This is a genomic window from Aquaspirillum sp. (assembly GCF_055136605.1).
Genome location: NZ_JBSQVP010000052.1, coordinates 1 through 17,747, shown reverse-complemented (window position 1 = coordinate 17,747; position 17,747 = coordinate 1). Strand labels below are relative to the sequence as shown.

The window sequence follows — 17,747 nt, the reverse complement described above, 5'->3', positions numbered from 1 at the left end:
ATCGCGTACCGTTAAACGCAAAGTGGGTAGAGAAGCGTCATCTGCGGTTGGAGAGGCGACATCTAGCTGAATGTCAATCAGGCCCTGTTGCCCCGCCATCGCATCCGCCGCATTAATAGTCAAATTAAGAATCAACTGTTGAATTTGTGACGGTTCCGCCATCACCCACGCAGCAGGCAGTGTGGTATGCCAACGCAACTCGACATTGGGCGGCAACGAGGCCTGCAACAACATCACTGCGTCATGCACCGCACGCACCACGTCAACCGGCTGTTTTTGATTCGGCATGGTGCGGGCAAACGTCAACAGGCGGTTGATTAAATCACGGGCGCGGGCACTGCCCTGCAAAATACGTTGGCAATAGCCGTGTTGGGGGGTGGTTTCGGGTAGATCTTCTGCCAAGAACTCAGCAAAACCAGAAATCGCGCCCACGATATTATTAAAATCATGAGCAATCCCAGCAGCCAACGTGCCCACCGCTTCTAACCGGCGGGACTGTTCTAAACGCGCATTGATCATTTCTTGAGCGCGGTGTTCTAACTGTTGCCGGAACGCCAAACTGTAAGCCATCAACGCTTCCATTAACGGCGCCGTCAGTTGCTGTGCCGCCTCGGCCAAGGTCAAAGCAGGAAAGCGTTTGGTCAATTCAAGTAGGGCGAGATGGTGAAACTCGGTCAGTTCTTCTGGTGGGATGTCTTGTTGCACCAACACCCGCCCAAGTTCAGCGGCATCCGCCAACGCCATCTCAATCGCCAACGGATCCTGTTGCAGCACCACGCGCTGCACAATGTGACTGTATTGTTGTGCTAATAAGGTTTTATTCATGCCGATACAACAATAAAGCAGCGTCATCTTTACCATCAGCCCACTGCGCCAGCAATTGCTCAGCCAATGGCTGATCTGGCACACGGTCGGGTAAGGTTTGCGTCAATGGCGCTGCCTCAGCAATACCATCGCTGTAAAACAGCAACCAATCACCACGTTGCAACCCCATTTTTTCGGTATACAGCGAGAAAAACCCCGCCCCGACAATGCCGCGTGCCGCGCCAAAACGCCGCACTTTTCCATCACGCCATAGTACGGTTCGGATATTACCCACTGCCGCATGTTCAAATTCACATTGGCTGCCGTGGCATTGAATACGGCCCACCGCCAGTGCAGCGCCACGGGTCGAAAACAACGCCTGATCGCATTCAGTGAATAATGTGGTGAGTGGCTGTGTCAGTTGTTGTTGTACCGTGAGTAATGCCGATTCAGCCGCAATGCGAGCCTCTTCACCATGCCCTAAGCCATCGACCAAAGCAAACACCCAGCCCTGTGCCGATGGCCACCAGCCGACGCCATCGCCACACACGGTTTCGCCGTATTGGGGACGACAGGCCCACGCAAATTGGCCGTTTAATGGAGGTGTGGTTATTGTCGAATTAACCATTTCACTGCCTGTACTTGGCATCCTGCACCAAGCTCGCTGCAAATATCAAATTGATCCATCAACCGCCTCACCCCCGGCAAGCCGCAGCCTAAACTGCCTGTTGTACTGTAACCATCGGTCAGTGCTAATGCTAAATCAGCGATACCGGGCCCTTGGTCTTCTGCCAACAACACCAAACCAACCGCAGGGTCTTGAATCATAAAGGCTGATAGCGTGCCACCCCGACCATGAAAAAATAAGTTGGCCGCCAATTCAGATGCTGCCGTTGCAATATGATAGGCCGCAATGCGATTAAACCCCATTTCTTCGGCTAACCACCGCGCGCGGCGAGAGGCCTCCATAATATGAATTTCACTGCTCACAGGCACTTTCACAAGATGGGGGTCTTCGACAGAGACAGGTGCATAAAAACACATGGATACACTTCTTAATGCTGGCAGTGCAATCAACGTCATCCTTAACGCATACGATAAGGACGGGTCAATACGATAGTAACACGTGTACCTTCATGATCAGAGAGAATGGTAAATTCATCGACCAAACGCCGTGTCCCGGGCAAGCCAGCGCCTAGTCCACCGCTGGTGCTAAAACCATCTTGCAATGCTTGTTCTACATCAGCAATACCGGGGCCCCAATCTCGAACACAGACTCGAATCCGGCGCGAAAGTTCGTCCGAGCAGTCTTCAATAAGACATTCCCCATGACCTGCGTATTGAATGACATTGCGGGTGAGTTCTGAGACAGCGGTGGCAAGCCGCGTTTGATCGGCATTGCTAAAACCCAGTTGTTGACACAAAGAACGCGCTGTGCGGCGCGCACTCACAATATCCATCGCATTATTGATGGGCAGGGTTTCACTGAGCTGAGGGCCAAGCATCGTCTTCCTCGAGATAACGTGCATCAGCCCGTAACGCAATCTTGGCATGAAGCTTATCCATGCCTTGGCTGAGGTTAAAAGTACAATCGGCACCGAATAAGTCGCGCCCCATCTCAACGAGAGTCAACGCCACAAACGGTTGAATGCCACAGATAACCACTTCGGCCCCAAGCAAACGCACCATACTCGCGGTATCGTTAATCACTCGTGCCATATAAGAATCCACAACATCGAGGGCAGTGATATCAATCGCCACCCCTAACGCCTCGGTTTCCGCCACCAAATTGACCAAGTCGGACTGAAACTGCATGGCATCATTGTCGGTGAGGTCGATTTGTATCGACACCAACAAAATGCGCCCAAGGCGCAGGATGGGGATTTTCATGGTTTCACATCCCCATTTTGCCCAATCGGTGAAATACGCCGGCCTACCAGATATAACGCCTCGGCAATCCCTGCCCGTAACGAAGCGCGGCTGGTAACATCCGAAAAGCTGATCCCTAACTTAGTTAAAGTTTGTGCCCCTTCAGGACTGATACCGGTCATCACAATACTGGTGCCCAATAAACGGGCGGCATCAATGGTTTTCATCAGATGACGTGCCACGCTGGTATCAAGCACCGGTACGCCGGTGACATCAATAATGGTCACCAAGGCTTCATGTCGAGTGACCGCTTCAAGCAAACGCTCGGTAAGTTGACGCGCGCGCGCCGTATCCAACACCCCAACCAAGGGCAGCAGTAACACTTGGTGCCACAGACGTAACACTGGCGTCGAGAGCTCCATCAGCGATAGGCTCTGCTGCACAATAATCCGCTCTCGGGTTTCAACAAAGGCCTCAAAGCTAAACAGCGCCAAACGATCTAATACTTGTTCAAGCCACAACAAAGCAGCGGATAGTTCAGCAACCGAGGGGGCCACAGCAATCAACCGCTGTGTCAGCACTTGTTTTAAGGCAATGATTAAATACGAGGTTTGTGCCGGTTGAATGCCTGATCGGGCTTGTTCACCGACCAACAACCGCACTTCTTCGGCTAAGGCACACTCGGGGTCAAATTCAAAACGCTCAACCGGTGTACGCAGCAAAATCGGCGTCAGCGCTTGAACAATCACCGTCATCCGCTGTTGCAGATTATGTTGTTCATAGTCGTTTAGGCTATGCTGGCTGTGCCAATGTGCGATTACATGCGATGTCCAGTCTTGTAACAGACTATCCGCACGATAATCGAGTGCTTGTTTCAGCAAAGAAGAGGTATCCATTAGCAGCCATCCAAAAAGGCAAATCAGTTAGAACAGCTCAATATTCGGTGTTGAGGCCGCAGCCCCACCGCTTGTTGGCTGATCTTTCGGGTGAGTATGATGTGACTCATATTCTCGATAGTCGGTAATCAGTTGTTGCCACTGTTCAAGCAGTTGCGCATGATCGAAGTGATGATCATAGTCTTCGGCTTGTTCACAGCTGGTTAATCTGGCTTGCAACACCGATTGCATCCGCCCCAGGCGTTGACTGATCACATCCTGATATTGCAACAGTCCCATCACCTCGCCAATTTGCTCAGCAATATTGACATTGTGGCGATTCACCACCGTGAACAAGGTCTTATAGAACTGCCGCATGTCATCGTAGTTTTCTTGCAAGCGGTTGATAATTGACACCGCATTCGACGCTTGTATCAGCTGTTTATTTGAGTCACCTAGTAAGTTTAAGGATAGGCTACGTTCAACCCCAGACAATGCCCGATTCAAACCGGCTTCGATAGTATCGGCTGCGGTGGTCGAACGCACCGCTAATTTGCGTACCTCATCCGCCACCACGGCAAAGCCACGTCCGGCTTCACCGGCACGGGCCGCTTCAATCGACGCATTCAGCGCCAATAAATTGGTTTGATCACTGATTTCTTTGATACTACCGGCCAAGCCTTCCAGCCGTTTAATATCCTGTAAGGCAGTATGGATAGCCGACATATCGTGGCGAATTTTATCCGGTAACTCTTCCACAAAGCGGCCAATATCGCGAATATAGTCCACCCCAGTCTGAATCTCGTCCTCCATATTGTGGGCATTCAGATTCGAGGTTTGTAGATAATTCACCAGTTGCACTGCCATATCATTCAGCTGTCGCACATCGGACATAATTTGTAGCGCTGAAGATTCACTGTCATCAATGGCGCGCTGTAAATTGGCATGAAACATACTGTCCAGTTGAGTGGTTTGTTGAATCAACTCGTGTGATAGCTGTTCTTTTTTCTCAAGCGCCGTTTGTTTTGTTTCCAATAAATCTAGCGTTTCTCCCAACCCGCCTGCCAAGCGAAAATTGCGCCGCAAAAACACCCTAGCCGCAACAAAGTTTGTTGCCAGCACCGCGATAACCACCATGATTGATAACAGCAAGGTGGGATCCATCCCAACATCAAGCGCCAGCCGGCTGAATATATCGTGGGTCAGATAAAATAAAACGCCAATGAAAAGACTCACGCCAGAGGTCATCACGGCCATATTGCGACGCAAACGGCGAGTTTTTTCAAAAGAGGTCTGCGGCTCTGGCGAGTTTGAGAATGAATTTGCTGTATCAGCCCTCACCGTGTTTAGGCTCCCGGCAACACTTGGCGAATGACTTTTAACAAGTCTGCACCACCAACGGGTTTGACCAACCAACCCGTTGCTCCCAACTTCTTCGCTTCATCGCGTTTGGTTTGTTGGCTTTCGGTGGTCAAGGCCAAAATGGGTATGAAGCGGAACCCTGGCAGGGCACGGGCGGCACGAATAAACTCCAGCCCCCCCATATTCGGCATATTGATGTCAGTGATAATCAGGTCTGGCTTCACCCCTGCTTTTAAACGTGCTAAGGCTTGTGAACCGTCTTGGGCGCTTTCCACCTTAAAACCGGCAATTTCTAGGTTGTTACGCAAACTCATAATCATGGTTGCAGAGTCGTCAACGATCATAATCGTTTTTGTCATGGAAAAATTCTCCTTACAGTAGGGCGGCTTGTAACCAACGCGCCAAAGGTGGATAGGTAGGCCAAGCATGAATGCTCGGGCGCAGTGCCATCAAAACTTGCAAATTGGCACAGTGTAGATGGGTGCAGGCGGAAAGATCGATTTTACCTTTTGCCTGCTTTTGTAGCCATTCTAATAAAGCATCAGCGTCTTCTACACCCAGAGTATCGCTGACCACAGCAAGGTTTTTACGAAAACTGATCGCCATTACACGAGCTCCTTCGGATCGAGCACCATCAACACCGAACCATCCCCCAACAACGCAGAACCGGCATAACCGGCCAACCCACTCAATACCCCACTTAAAGGCTTGAGGATAATGTCAACGGTCTCACGGAAATCATCCACTAAAATGCCGAGATGGTCTTTATCAATTCGCACCACCAGCGCGGCGTATTCACCATCGGCATTCATGCGTTGCGGCGTTGGCAAAGCCAATAGTTCATTCAACGACACCAATGGCACAATTCGCCCACGCAATACAGTCGTTTGCCGTTGTTTAATCCAACGAATTTGCTCACGCGGCACGCGCACGGTTTCGACCACCGCATCCATCGGCACACCAAACACTTGCTGATCCGATTCAACAATCATCACATTGGTCACCGCCATCGACAGCGGTAACGATAAGCGCAAACGGGTGCCTTTGCCGGCTTCGCTCGATAATTCGACGCCCCCTTTCACCCGCGCCAAGGCCGTACGCACCACATCCATGCCGACTCCACGACCCGATAGGTCGGTCACCGTTTCAGCAGTGGAGAATCCAGCGGCAAAAATCAGCTCAATCGCTTGTTGATCGGTTAAGCGTTCCAAATCGTTTTCATCAATCAAGCCACGTTCATAGGCTTTACGACGGATAACCTGTGGATCAATACCGCGCCCATCATCGGCGATTTCAATAATGACACGGTCGCTTTCTTGGCTGGCACGAATACTTAACCGGCCTTCGGCTGGCTTACCTGCCGCTTGCCGTTCAGCAGGCATTTCAATACCGTGGTCGAGACTGTTACGCACAATGTGAATTAACGGGTCGGCCAAGCTCTCGATAATGTTTTTATCGGCTTCAGTGTTTTCGCCTTCCATCACCAAATGCACTTCTTTACCAAGGCGGTGGGCGGTATCCCGCACCAAACGCGGAAATCGCTGGAAGACAAACGAAACCGGCATCATCCGCACTTGCATGATGGCGTCTTGCATTTCTTCAGCAATGCGGTTAATCACCGAGTATTGCGCTTTAATCTCGCGTGACAACTCGCGACTGCCAAACACACTTTCTGCTCGCCCTGCCAAATAAGGCAGCGCATTTTTTGCCACGACCATCTCACCGATTAAATTCATCAGGCGATCAATTTTGCTTTGTTCGACTTTGAGTGTACGCGGTGTGGCATAGGGTGTTTCTTCATTGCGCCGTGCCAGCGGCTTATTGTCGTCTTCTGACACTGGCTTTGCAGTTACAGGAAGGGCTTGTTGTGGTACCACGGCAGCGGATGGCAACGCCGGTGGCGGTATAACGGCGGCAGTGGGTTCAAGGCTATGCGGCTCTTGCCCTTGCAAGACATGGTCAACACAATACAGCAATGGGGCAGGGGATTGCTGGGCTAATGCTGCTTGTAAAGCCTGTTCTAAAGCCGGCAGTTGTTCCTGCAGATTCATACTTTGCAAGGCGGCTGCCAAACTCTGGGCAACCGATTGCAAGCGACCCGCCAACCAAGCAGGACGGTCGGGCAACGTTAAAATTTCGCGTTGTGCTTCCAACACCACATGGAAAGACCAAGCACTGTCTTCGGCGTGTTGTTCCAACGCGGTGGGGGTGGGCGTTGGTACAGGGGTCGGTGGTGTCACCGCCAACACGGTTTCTAATACACTGCCGCTTTCCTCTGCCAACACAGCCAACAGCTGTTCAATTAAATCGTGCCGTTGGGGTTGATGTGTCAATACCACGGCCAACCAACGCAAAGCCGAGCTAATCCGCAAATCTTGGGCACAAAGCTGTAAGGCGCGCTCAATCGCAGCCACCGCTTCAGCAAACTGTTTTTGTACCAACAGTGGCTGTAACTGACCAATAAATTCGGCCAATTCTGGTCGCAATTCGCTTTCACCACTGACTTGCAACAAAGCCTCTGCCAGCAAGGGCGTGCATGTCAGCTGTTCGGGGACATAGCGGAAATGTTCACGCAATTCGAGTTCATTTTGACCACTGATCCACTCAAAGCTCAGGATACAACGATAGGCATCGAGTTCTTCCACCGCCGGCCATGGCTCGCGAGAGGTCACCCATTGCCATTCTTGTTGCGGAAGTTGTAACACTTGAAAGAAAGGGTCTTCGCCTTTATAGAACGATTCTTCCTCGGGTTGATAACACACCCACAGCGGTGTTTCCCCCGCCATCATTCGCTGATAAAGCGCCAGCCGTATGTCATCTGGCATTACACTGCAACGTTGTTGCTGATGTTGCAACACACTATCCACCACGGCATTTGTCGTCGGTGCGGCGGCAGGTTCGGGAACCGCAGGGGCTTCCTCACCGGCGGCATGGAGCAGTTTGCGCAAGGCTTCGGCAAAATGCTGCGCTTGTGGCATTCGATGAGAAGAAATGGCCTCTGCTTGTTCAATTTCATCTAATAACTCTGTGACGAAATCCATCGCTTCAAGCAATTGATCGGCCAATGGCGCGGAATAGGGCACTTGTTGGTCGCGCACCGCATCCATTAAATCTTCTGCCGCATGCAGCACGCGGGTCATTTCAGGAAATTCAAATAAACCGCTATTGCCCTTCAGGGTATGCACCAAGCGAAACAGTTCACCCATGATGCTGTTATCGTCGGGACGGTCTTCTAGTTGCAGCAGTTTTTCCCCGATGCCCTGTAAAAAATCACGGGCTTCGGATAAGAATTGTTCGAGCAAGGGCGTCATGACTGAGGCACTCCCAACAGGGTATGGACATGAGCAAGCAAACGATCAGGGCGCACCGGTTTAATCAGATATAGATTGGCACCGGTGATATAGGCCAGTTTTTGATCGTTGGCCGCCGCTTCGGTTGAGACCATGATGGCGGGTGCCTGTGGCATCGGCTTGCTACGCAATTCACGCAGAAAACCATAGCCGTCGAGTTTGGGCATATTGATATCGACCAAATACAAATCAAAGGTGTGGCGGGCGACTTTTTCAAGCGCCTCGACACCATTCACTGCCTCTTCGACCTGATAGCCGGCTTGTTCCAAAATACTGCGGTGATACATCCGCACCGTGGCAGCATCATCAATCACCAAGATTTGTTTCATCGCTTACCCTCATGTGGTTTTTGATAGACGATGGCCTCGGGGAATTTCCGCACACGAAACAGCGATGAAATTCGGCTCATCGATTCAGAATGCCCTAAACAAATAAAACCACCCGGTCGGAGCGCATCATAAAACGCCTCTGCCGCTTGCTTTCTGGACAAGTCATCAAAATAAATCAATAAATTACGGCAGAAAATCACATCAAAGTTGCGATAAGAACGCATATCCGCTGGGTCCATCACATTCACTCGCGTGAATTCGACCACTTCGCGTAAAGCGTCATTGATTTGATAGAAATCCCCCTTGCGGCGGAAATATTTTTGCAGCAAATCCGCCGGTACATGCTGCACCGAGCGTGCCGAATACAGACCTTGTTTTGCCTTGTTGATAATGTCGGTATCAATATCTGACGAGATAATCTCGACATCCCACTCCGACAAATACGGCCATGCTTCAAGCAGATACATGGCAATGGTATAAGCCTCTTCACCCGAAGACGACGGCACCGACCAAATGCGGATCGGCTCGTTATGATCACGGTGGGTGATAATATCAGTCAGCATCGAGTGAGTCAGACAATCAAATTGATAGTCTTCACGGAAGAAATAGGTTTCGTTGACGGTCATGGCATTGACCAGCGCCTGTAACTCTTCGCCAGAGGCTTGAAAACGCAACATAATAAAATAGCTGCGGAAACTATCGTTGCCGGTGGCAGCGATACGTTCTAATAAACGCTTGTCAACAAAATAACGTTTTGAATCTTCAAATAAAATGCCAGTTTTGCGATAAAAAAATTCGCGAAACTTAAAGAAATCATCGTCGCTTAAGGTCAAATCAGCCATCGTGCATGTCGTCCTTAAACGTGGGCAATGCGTTTGAGCGCAATATCAGCAGCAAATTGAATATACGGCTCACCAGCAAAGCGTTGTTTCAATGCCTGCAGCGCATCATGGGCACGAGGCGAACCGACTTCACCTAATAAGTCAACCGCAGTCGCACAGACATTGACATGACAATCTTGGCTAATCACTTCAATGAGCCAATTTTCCACCTCGGGATGGCATAACGACTCCAACACATTGACCGCGAAAATACGCACATCGGAATCAGGATCGTGTAATAGTTGGCTCATAATCGGTGCCATTTCCTGCGGTAATTGCTTCATTGCTTCAATGGCTTCGTTACGTAACATGGCATCTTCAGAACGCAAACAGGTAATCAGGCCAGCAACGGCCTCTTCATTGCCAATTCGCGTCAGCGAGGTAAAAATCACCTCGCGCACACTGGTATCTTGTTCTTGAGCCAGTTGATTGAATAAGGCGGCACTGGCAGCAGGATAGGCAACCAAATCGCGTGCAGCTTGCCGGCGACAGCTTGCCTCATCGTGTTGTAACGCTTGCAGGAGTTGTTCTAAGGTATAGCCAGCCTCAGCGCCAGCATCCGATATGATTTGTGCTTTAATCAGTGCCATTCTTATCCCCTCTTATTCTCAGCTCAACCAAGACAGCAGTTGTTTCGCAATTTGATCGGATGGCAACACGATGGATGCCCCGTCACGCGCAATCAACGCCGCCGGCATCCCAAATACCACAGCACTTTGTTCTGATTCAGCGATAGTGCGTGCCCCACGCCGTTTAAGTTCGGCGAACGACTCCGCCCCATCATCACCCATGCCGGTTAGCATCACTGCAATCACATGCTCTGGATTGCAATGCTCTAACGCTGAACGACCTAATAGCTCAACCGAAGGGTGCCATAGCAATTGTGGATTTTCTGGGCGTGGATTGGCCATTAAGCGGCCAGTACGATCACTCAACACCACATCTGCCCCACCCTTGGCGATATACACTTGTCCTGCTTGCAACGTGGTGGGGCGGTTTAATTCGCTCACATCTAATTCGCACAAATTATTCATGCGCTCGGCAAAGGGACGGGTAAAGCTGGGCGGCATGTGCTGTGCCACCACCACCGGCCACGGAAATTCGGCTGGCAATAAGGGCAAAATATCTTCTAAGGTGCGCGGGCCGCCGGTTGATACACCAATCAACACCACACCATTCCGCACCAACCGTGATGGGAAAGTGCGGGTCGTTGGCGCAGGTTCGGGGGGTGGCGCAGCGACAACAGTACGCCCACGGCCTTTTTTCAGCCGCGCTTTTGCTGCCGAGCGAATTTTGGCGACAATCTCCGCTTCCACTTCTTGCAATGACAAAGAGATGGTGCCGCCGGGTTTTGTCACAAAATCGACAGCACCTAGATTCAATGCCTCGAATGTTGCCAACGCGCCTTTTTCGGTTAACGACGACACCATCACCACCGGCACGGGCCGCTGCGCCATCAATAACGATAAGGCAGTGAGGCCATCCATTTCTGGCATATTGATATCAAGACTGATTACATCTGGTTGAAAAGACAGGTTTTCTTCAATTGCTTCACGGCCATTACGGGCCACGCGCACGATGAAATCGCCCTCAGATTCAAACAAACGGGTGAGCTGACGCCGCATCAGGGCCGAGTCATCAACGATGAGCAGCTTAATCATGAAAAATATCCAAGTGGTTGCCGCCTCTGTCGCATTGGGTCAGAGACGAAATAGTCGTTATAGTGTGTTGATATCCCCCACTTCACAGCGGCAAAGCGGGGGAGGCAAAGCTAGGACAAGGAAACCAGTTGTGCGCGGTCTTCGCCACTGATTAAACGGTTGGGCTCAATCAGTTGAATCAAGCGTTTTTGAGTTTCCAAATTGGCGATGCGACCAATCAAATGTGCTTGTTCACTCGACAGACTTGGTGCTGGTTCAATCGCCGATTTATGGATTTTCAAAACTTCCGCGACAGAATCGACAATAAAGCCTGTGCGTACGCCATCAAGTAAAAACACCATAATGCGCTGACGATCACTGCGCTCGATGGTAGACAGACCTAAACGGCGGCGTTGGTCAATGACTGGCAACACAGAACCGCGCAGATTGATCACCCCTTCGACAAACGGAGGGGCTTTTGGAATGTGGGTTAATTCATCAGGCACCCGCACAATTTCTTGCACGCTTTCAATCGGTACCCCAAATTCTTCCTTATCCAAGCGGAACACCACCACTTGCTCTTCATCATCAGCCAGCTCTTCGTCTTGCTCGTGATGTTGTTGCAGATAAGCGTCTTGTTTACTGTTCACGTTATTCAAAGCCTCTTGAATGGCGGAATGGCGGAAAAGATGATCGGTGGCAATAATCGACACCAAACGCTTGCCCCCGTCCAAACGGCAAATCGCCGAAATATCAGAGAGTTGACCTTCTTTTGCCAACAGCTTGGGCATGGTATCAACACGATCACGCGGCACGCGCAAAACTTCGTTGACGCTATCCATCACCACACCAACCGACATCCCAGCAATCCCCACCACCACAATCCGACTGTGCTCATCCATGTCTTGATTAGGTAGATGGAACATGCGACGCAATGACACCAAGGGCAATAAGCGATTGCGTAAGGTCATCACACCGAGGACATAGGCATCAGAACGAGGGACATGCACAATATGTTCAGGCACTTGCACAATTTCTTGCACATGCTCAATTGGGATTGCATATTCCTGATGGGCGGCCTCAAAACTGACCAGCTGCAGTTCATCGCTATTTTCTTCTTCGTCAGTGTCTTCTTGTGCAGCACTGAACGCAGCATGTCCCATCGAACGCGATAAGTTAGCAATATCGGCAAACTCTTTACTGATCAGGCGTTCAAAATTCAACACCATCACCATCGGATAGCCACCGACATCTTTCAGCAAACCAGCGAGGAGATCGGTGTTAATGGTGGTGCTGAGCGCGCCAACATGCTCGACCCGAGCAGGCTCCACGCCAATCACACTGCTCACGCGATCCACCACAAAACCGAGTGGTTGACCCTGATCGATCACCACAGCACGGCTAGAATCATCGCGTTCGCATTCCTCAAAGCCAAAAATGCGCCGGAGGCTGATAATGGGTAATACCTTGCCCCGCAGATTTGCCAACCCATCTAAGGTTGGTGGAGCCAAAGGCACCCGCACCACATCCGGCACTCGAATAATTTCTTGTACCGGCGTCATATCGACAGCAAAGACTTCATTGCCGCACAAAAAAATCACAAACTGCCGAATGTCGTGCTCGGCATCATGATTGTCTACATCCTCGCCATCCGCCAGCGGCGGCGCGAGGACGGCGTTTTCATCATGGTTCATACTTTGCTGCTCCTTGAGTCAGATCACACCGAAGCATTACGCGCTTTGCAGCTCGTCAGCCAAGGATGCAATTTCCTCAATCGCAGCAGCCAATTCTTCTGCGCCTTGTGCCTGTTGTTTAGCAGCGGCAGCGGCTTCATCGGAAGCACGTTCGGCTTCTTGTGCGGCGGCGGCAATTTGATCAACACCGGTTTTAACTTGGGTAATGGCAGCAGCAATTTCAGTCGCAGCACTCAGAATGTCACGCGAACTCCGGCCCACTTCAGATAGATCACTTTCAATCGATACCAAAGCCGACGTCACGGTTTTCGCTTTTTCTGCTTCGGAACTGGCCGCGCTGATAATTTCTTCTAAATCACGCCACACGATACCAATTTGATCTTGTACCGCTTTGACTAAATCTTTAATCCGATCTGCATTTTCTGCTGAGTCATGCGCTAAGTTACGGATGTCTGTTGCTACCACCACAAAGCCTTTACCAAATTCACCCGCCCGCGCCGCTTCAATCGAACCATTCACGGCTAACATATTGGTTTGAATCGAGACGGTGGTAATGGCATCGACAATTTTATCAATCCGACGCGACACCAATTCTAACTCTTTGATTTGTTTCAGGCTGGTGCGAGAAGAACCGACCGAACGATGGATGCCTTCGACCAAGCGATCAATGCTGTTTTTATTGTTGGTCAGCATTTGCATCATCAATTCCACTTTTTCGTTGGCATTGCGTGCACGTTGTTGACCGATTTCCAAACCTTTTTCAATTTGACCAATGGCAGCAGCAGATTCTTCAGTGGCGGTACCTTGGATTTGTGCACTCTTACGAATTTGGTCGATAGCAGCCATGATTTGCGTGCTAGAACGATTGATTTCTTGCACAGCCGAGGATAATTCTTCTGCAGCAGAAGCCACTTCTTCTGCGCTCTTGCTGATGTCGGTCGAGTTTTTCAACTCTTCTGCCAACTCGGACAAGTTTTGTGCCGCTTGTTCACATTCTGACAAAGCTTGGGTTTGTTCTTCGATGGTTTTTGCTGCTTCTTCTGTTGCGGCTGATTGTTCTTCAGCCGCTGCTGCAATACTTTCAGTACCTTTTAGCGCTTGCAGGGCTGCGGCGTTCGATTGTTGAGCACCTGCGGCAGTTTCTTGAATACCGCGTGCCATCTCCGTGGTATCGGCGCGAATCTGCTCAAGCTGGCTGGTAATCACACGGCCATTCTCCATTTCCTGCTGCACATCTTTGGCCGAAGTATTGATTCCCTCGGAAATCACTTTGACTTCGGTTTGAATCTGCGCCACTAAATCTTGAATTTGTTTGGCACTTTTCTCGGAGGTTTCGGCCAAGGTACGAACCTCATCCGCAACCACGGCAAAGCCTTTGCCATGTTTCCCTGCACGGGCCGCTTCAATGGCTGCATTTAGCGCCAATAAATTGGTTTGGTCAGCAATTCGCGCCACGGCTTTGACAATATCACCGATATTTGCTGCTTGTTTTTCCAACTCTCCAACCATGTCCACCGAGGCTGCTTGGCGTTGTGCCGCCACCCCCACATTGCCAATCAAGGTGGTAATTTCACCCGATACCTTACCGATTAAATTTTGTGTGGCATCGACTTTGGTTTGTGACAGATTGGCGCTTTCTAACTGTCGGCCTAATGCCACACCAACTTGGCGGAAAGCAGCAAGAGATTCTTGCGCAGCGCCCGAGGCTTCTTCTGCCCCTGTCGCAATTTGGTCAGCGGCCCGTTTGAGCTCTTCTGCAGCCGAAGCAGCTTCGTTAATGCCCGAGGCAAGCTGAGTCGTGGCAGAGGAAATTCGTTCTGCCGCTTGTTGTTGTTTCGCCAAGGTACGAGCACGTTTGCGCTGGGCATCTGCTTCACGGCTGGCAAGCGGGCTGGTGCGACGGTCGGAGGAAGAAGAGGGAGCGGAAGAAGTCAGGGTTTTTTTAACAAGCGCCATGATGCGAGGTGTCCTTTTAGCAAACGAACGGGAGTGCGTCGGAGGAAGAATAGAGCAGTTAGACAAAAAACTCACGCCACTTTGTCAAGAAAAAAACTTTTCTTAGTCACAGCGCAAGCCCGTCAAAGAGATTTGTTGTTTTTGACATTCTATAGAAGTTTATTAAATGTCGCAAAATTGCTGGCACCAATTAGGTGCGAGAGAGGCGAAATTAAAAATAAACACTTGAAAATAAAAAGAAATTTTATTTAAAAAGAGTGTTCAAACAAGAATAGAGACAGCACTATTTGAGGCGAAGCACTCACCTCTGACCGTTCACAATAACCATAAATTGTGCAGCAGATTGACAGGTCGATATTTTTCGGTCACGTCTCACAACAAAAGTGGGCGAAATATCGCAAAAAAACGCCAAAAAAACTATTTAATATAAGGCAAGTATTTAAAATTAGTTAAACCAAAATCACACCTCTTGTCACAGAGCAGATGATGATGGCCACAAAGCAAAAAATTTCAAAAGGAAAATCATTTCATCTCAAAAACTTAAAAGAGGTAATGGAAATTTTCATTGATAAAAAATGAGATCAATAACAAAATTGACAAAGATTGATTTTTTGATCGTAAAAGCAACCAAACAGGAAGAGAATTTTGATTCTTCAAACCATTGGGATGATCTAACCATGCCTTATTACTATTACTTAGCCTCGATCTTATTCGGTATTCTAGGCTTGGCATTTTTGATGGTTTGGATCGGTGATCGTCTCAATCGCGCAGCCTTGTTGTGGGGTATTGCACATCTCAACCTCGGTGTGGCCAGCTTGACCGGCTATCAATACCAACACTCACAGTGGTTTCCTTTAGCCTTGGTATCGCTGGTCAGTACAGCGCTATTTCTCGTCCTACTGCTGGCAGGTACTCAAGCCCTCATCGGTCGCATACAAAAATGGCGTTTCATCGGGCAACAAACCATCTTGATGACAATAACAATTGGCATCATCGGCTTTGGCATGAGCCAAGATATTGCTCGGTTTTTGGTGAGCTTATTGATGATGATGATTTATCTCTGGGCGGGATTTACCTTCGCTCGACAACAAAAAGAATATTGGATAGGCATCATTTTTATTCTTAAAGCGATGGTGTTGATCGTACCAGCAATTGTCGATCCCACGACCAGTTCCACCCTAGCCCAACCCCTCTTTTATACCGTGTTCAATTGGAGTATGAGTTTAGTTTTAGCCTTAGGATTGGTTTTTATCGCGGCACGACAGTCTCATCGTTGGTTACAACAGGTATTGCATCACTTACCCGATGCCTTAGTTGCAAGCAATCTTCAAGGCAAGGTGTTATTTTGCAATGATCACTTTGCCAAAATGGCAGGTTTTTCCAAGCCGGAAAAATTAGTTGGGCAACCCCTTCCCTTGCTGGCCAACGATCATGATGAAGCGTTGTCGATGTTGCATGAAATGAAAAAATTGGCGCAAGCCGATGCGTTAACCAAACCCATCGCATTAGAGAGAATGATTCAACCCATGTCTGCTCTCGCTGCCTTTCCAGCAGAAATTAGCGTTTCAGCATTTAAGAACTTTGGCCAAACGATAGTTATTGGACAAATTCGCGATCTCACAGAACGCAAACAGGCAGAACAAGAACGACTGCGACAATGTCTCAAGATCGTGATGTACTTGGCCGTATCAATAGCGATGAATTTGCATTAGTCATTTCAGACATACAATCAAACAGCGACATCTTAGCAATTGAAGCACGCGCACGGAGCATGTGCCAACAATTGAGTCGAGAAATTCGACAAGGCACATTGCAAGTGATGATTGGCGCCAGTATTGGCATTGCCTTATCCGGTTCGGAAGGGGATTCTCCTACTAATTTATTACAACACGCGGAAATGGCGATGTATGAAGCCAAAGCGCGTGGAAGAGGGGGATGGTGTTTCTTTGAGCCAGATATGGATGAAAAACTGGCATCTGCCTTGCGCTTAGAATCCGAACTGCGTTTAGCATTACACCAACCAGAGCAATTACAGCTTGCTTACCAGCCGATTGTTGATGCACACAGTGGCAAACTGGTCAAGGTTGAGGCTTTATTACGATGGAATAGCCCAACCTCAGGGGCAGTTTCTCCTGCACGATTTATTCCCATTGCAGAACAATCGGCTTTGATTCTCGACTTAGGGGATTGGGTACTCAATGAAGCCATCCAACAAGCAGCCCGATGGTCAAACGAAATGCAATCACCGCCAGTCGTCAGTATTAACGTATCCGTACGTCAATTTATGCAAAAGGACTTTGATCAGCATTTGGTCGCTATCCTTAACCGGTTTGGTGTTGCCGCGAATCAAATTGAACTGGAACTTACCGAAACACTGTTTGCTAGCGAGGGGTTTGACATGCCGGCTTTGCTACAGCGACTACATGATATTGGCGTTGGGTTAGCATTAGATGACTTTGGTACCGGTTATTCCTCTCTTAGCTACCTTTCTCGTTTCAAACTCAGCACCGTGAAAATCGACCGCAGCTTTGTTTCACAAATAGAAGGGAATGACCGCAGCCGTTCACTGGTCAAAGCCATCATCGCAATGGGTCACAGTTTGGGTTTGAAGGTTGTTGCCGAGGGAGTCGAGACAGCAACTCAACAAGCCCTACTCACCACCGAGGGATGTGATTTTTTGCAGGGGTATTTACTAGGGCGTCCTATGACAGCCACTAGCATTGCCTCAAGCTAGACATTAAATACTCTTACAGTTGGTAGGGTGCTGTCACCCCGAAGGGGCGACACACCATGAGTTGTTAGCATTTCTGACAAAAAAATTGGGTTGCCAACCACCGGCAACCCAATCTACTTCTGCTGTTCTGCACTAAATCAGATTTAGAAACGCTTACACCCAGCCATCAAACTGCATCACCGTACCGATGGCGGTAATGGCTTCGCTGCTGGCGGCGATGTCAACGGCGAGCCAGTCGCGGGTGATGAGTTGT

18 protein-coding genes are annotated in these 17,747 nt (G+C 49.5%); 2 read left to right on the top strand and 16 right to left on the bottom strand.

Translation table 11 applies throughout. The annotated features are described in order from the left end of the window. The 16 genes from ACTBZS_RS09335 to ACTBZS_RS09260 form a co-directional block, all read right to left on the bottom strand. Positions 1–852, bottom strand: an 852-nt coding sequence (locus ACTBZS_RS09335) for a sensor histidine kinase (protein WP_463043935.1), incomplete at its 3' end; no start/stop codon positions are given. Then, positions 818–1,432 carry a SpoIIE family protein phosphatase gene (locus ACTBZS_RS09330; RefSeq protein WP_460431125.1) on the bottom strand — a complete coding sequence of 205 codons (615 nt, stop codon included), beginning with the start codon at positions 1,430–1,432 and terminating at the stop codon, positions 818–820. The genes ACTBZS_RS09335 and ACTBZS_RS09330, both read right to left, overlap by 35 nt. After that, positions 1,414–1,848: an anti-sigma regulatory factor gene (locus ACTBZS_RS09325; protein WP_460431126.1), complete on the bottom strand. Its 435-nt coding sequence runs from the start codon at positions 1,846–1,848 to the stop codon at positions 1,414–1,416. The genes ACTBZS_RS09330 and ACTBZS_RS09325 overlap by 19 nt, the downstream gene beginning before the upstream one ends. 41 nt (positions 1,849–1,889) lie before the next feature. After that, a complete protein-coding gene (locus ACTBZS_RS09320; protein ID WP_460431127.1) occupies positions 1,890–2,309 on the bottom strand; it encodes an anti-sigma regulatory factor in 420 nt (139 codons plus the stop codon). Then, a complete protein-coding gene (locus tag ACTBZS_RS09315; protein ID WP_460431128.1) occupies positions 2,287–2,694 on the bottom strand; it encodes an STAS domain-containing protein in 408 nt (135 codons plus the stop codon). Before ACTBZS_RS09315 ends, ACTBZS_RS09320 begins: the two co-directional genes overlap by 23 nt. Further along, entirely contained in the window at positions 2,691–3,569 is an 879-nt protein-coding gene (locus ACTBZS_RS09310) for an STAS domain-containing protein (RefSeq protein ID WP_463043934.1), read from the bottom strand. Before ACTBZS_RS09310 ends, ACTBZS_RS09315 begins: the two co-directional genes overlap by 4 nt. Before the next feature lie 27 nt (positions 3,570–3,596). After that, positions 3,597–4,361, bottom strand: a complete 765-nt coding sequence (locus tag ACTBZS_RS09305; protein ID WP_463043936.1) for a methyl-accepting chemotaxis protein — start codon at positions 4,359–4,361, stop codon at positions 3,597–3,599. A 533-nt stretch (positions 4,362–4,894) separates the two neighbouring features. After that, complete coding sequence (locus ACTBZS_RS09300; RefSeq protein WP_460431131.1) at positions 4,895–5,269, bottom strand: response regulator; 375 nt, start codon at positions 5,267–5,269, stop codon at positions 4,895–4,897. A 13-nt stretch (positions 5,270–5,282) separates the two neighbouring features. Next, the gene (locus ACTBZS_RS09295) at positions 5,283–5,516 is read right to left on the bottom strand and encodes a hypothetical protein (protein ID WP_460431132.1); all 234 of its coding nucleotides are present in this window, start codon (positions 5,514–5,516) and stop codon (positions 5,283–5,285) included. Further along, on the bottom strand, positions 5,516–8,221 hold the full coding sequence (locus ACTBZS_RS09290; RefSeq protein WP_463043933.1) for a chemotaxis protein CheA: 2,706 nt from the start codon (positions 8,219–8,221) through the stop codon (positions 5,516–5,518). Before ACTBZS_RS09290 ends, ACTBZS_RS09295 begins: the two co-directional genes overlap by 1 nt. Continuing rightward, a complete protein-coding gene (locus ACTBZS_RS09285) occupies positions 8,218–8,589 on the bottom strand; it encodes a response regulator (RefSeq protein WP_460431134.1) in 372 nt (123 codons plus the stop codon). Before ACTBZS_RS09285 ends, ACTBZS_RS09290 begins: the two co-directional genes overlap by 4 nt. After that, on the bottom strand, positions 8,586–9,431 hold the full coding sequence (locus tag ACTBZS_RS09280) for a CheR family methyltransferase (protein WP_463043932.1): 846 nt from the start codon (positions 9,429–9,431) through the stop codon (positions 8,586–8,588). Before ACTBZS_RS09280 ends, ACTBZS_RS09285 begins: the two co-directional genes overlap by 4 nt. A gap of 14 nt (positions 9,432–9,445) precedes the next feature. Next, on the bottom strand, positions 9,446–10,060 hold the full coding sequence (locus ACTBZS_RS09275; protein ID WP_460431136.1) for a HEAT repeat domain-containing protein: 615 nt from the start codon (positions 10,058–10,060) through the stop codon (positions 9,446–9,448). 18 nt (positions 10,061–10,078) lie between these two features. Then, a complete protein-coding gene (cheB, locus tag ACTBZS_RS09270; RefSeq protein WP_463043931.1) occupies positions 10,079–11,131 on the bottom strand; it encodes a chemotaxis-specific protein-glutamate methyltransferase CheB in 1,053 nt (350 codons plus the stop codon). Between the two features lie 110 nt (positions 11,132–11,241). After that, complete coding sequence (locus ACTBZS_RS09265) at positions 11,242–12,804, bottom strand: chemotaxis protein CheW (RefSeq protein ID WP_463043930.1); 1,563 nt, start codon at positions 12,802–12,804, stop codon at positions 11,242–11,244. A gap of 36 nt (positions 12,805–12,840) precedes the next feature. Then, entirely contained in the window at positions 12,841–14,760 is a 1,920-nt protein-coding gene (locus tag ACTBZS_RS09260) for a methyl-accepting chemotaxis protein (RefSeq protein ID WP_460431139.1), read from the bottom strand. 677 nt (positions 14,761–15,437) lie between these two features. Between ACTBZS_RS09260 and ACTBZS_RS09255 the strand changes: the two genes are divergently transcribed. Together ACTBZS_RS09255 and ACTBZS_RS09250 are read left to right on the top strand one after the other, a co-directional pair. Then, positions 15,438–16,472 (top strand): PAS domain S-box protein, encoded by a 1,035-nt coding sequence (locus ACTBZS_RS09255; RefSeq protein WP_463043929.1) that lies wholly within the window; start codon positions 15,438–15,440, stop codon positions 16,470–16,472. Then, a complete protein-coding gene (locus ACTBZS_RS09250; RefSeq protein ID WP_463043928.1) occupies positions 16,418–17,494 on the top strand; it encodes a putative bifunctional diguanylate cyclase/phosphodiesterase in 1,077 nt (358 codons plus the stop codon). Before ACTBZS_RS09255 ends, ACTBZS_RS09250 begins: the two co-directional genes overlap by 55 nt. Positions 17,495–17,747 lie beyond the last annotated feature (253 nt).

Bases quoted from the DNA above. Each gene is read 5' to 3' on its own strand.
- ACTBZS_RS09265 (WP_463043930.1), bottom strand. From the start codon at position 12,804: ATGAACCATGATGAAAACGCCGTCCTCGCGCCGCCGCTGGCGGATGGC.
- ACTBZS_RS09275 (WP_460431136.1), bottom strand. From the start codon at position 10,060: ATGGCACTGATTAAAGCACAAATCATATCGGATGCTGGCGCTGAGGCT.
- ACTBZS_RS09300 (WP_460431131.1), bottom strand. From the start codon at position 5,269: ATGACAAAAACGATTATGATCGTTGACGACTCTGCAACCATGATTATG.
- ACTBZS_RS09290 (WP_463043933.1), bottom strand. From the start codon at position 8,221: ATGACGCCCTTGCTCGAACAATTCTTATCCGAAGCCCGTGATTTTTTA.
- ACTBZS_RS09325 (WP_460431126.1), bottom strand. From the start codon at position 1,848: ATGTGTTTTTATGCACCTGTCTCTGTCGAAGACCCCCATCTTGTGAAA.
- ACTBZS_RS09320 (WP_460431127.1), bottom strand. From the start codon at position 2,309: ATGCTTGGCCCTCAGCTCAGTGAAACCCTGCCCATCAATAATGCGATG.
- ACTBZS_RS09305 (WP_463043936.1), bottom strand. From the start codon at position 4,361: ATGGAGGACGAGATTCAGACTGGGGTGGACTATATTCGCGATATTGGC.
- ACTBZS_RS09310 (WP_463043934.1), bottom strand. From the start codon at position 3,569: ATGGATACCTCTTCTTTGCTGAAACAAGCACTCGATTATCGTGCGGAT.
- ACTBZS_RS09280 (WP_463043932.1), bottom strand. From the start codon at position 9,431: ATGGCTGATTTGACCTTAAGCGACGATGATTTCTTTAAGTTTCGCGAA.
- ACTBZS_RS09260 (WP_460431139.1), bottom strand. From the start codon at position 14,760: ATGGCGCTTGTTAAAAAAACCCTGACTTCTTCCGCTCCCTCTTCTTCC.
- ACTBZS_RS09330 (WP_460431125.1), bottom strand. From the start codon at position 1,432: ATGGTTAATTCGACAATAACCACACCTCCATTAAACGGCCAATTTGCG.
- ACTBZS_RS09315 (WP_460431128.1), bottom strand. From the start codon at position 2,694: ATGAAAATCCCCATCCTGCGCCTTGGGCGCATTTTGTTGGTGTCGATA.
- cheB (WP_463043931.1), bottom strand. From the start codon at position 11,131: ATGATTAAGCTGCTCATCGTTGATGACTCGGCCCTGATGCGGCGTCAG.
- ACTBZS_RS09255 (WP_463043929.1), top strand. From the start codon at position 15,438: ATGCCTTATTACTATTACTTAGCCTCGATCTTATTCGGTATTCTAGGC.
- ACTBZS_RS09295 (WP_460431132.1), bottom strand. From the start codon at position 5,516: ATGGCGATCAGTTTTCGTAAAAACCTTGCTGTGGTCAGCGATACTCTG.
- ACTBZS_RS09285 (WP_460431134.1), bottom strand. From the start codon at position 8,589: ATGAAACAAATCTTGGTGATTGATGATGCTGCCACGGTGCGGATGTAT.
- ACTBZS_RS09250 (WP_463043928.1), top strand. From the start codon at position 16,418: ATGTCTCAAGATCGTGATGTACTTGGCCGTATCAATAGCGATGAATTT.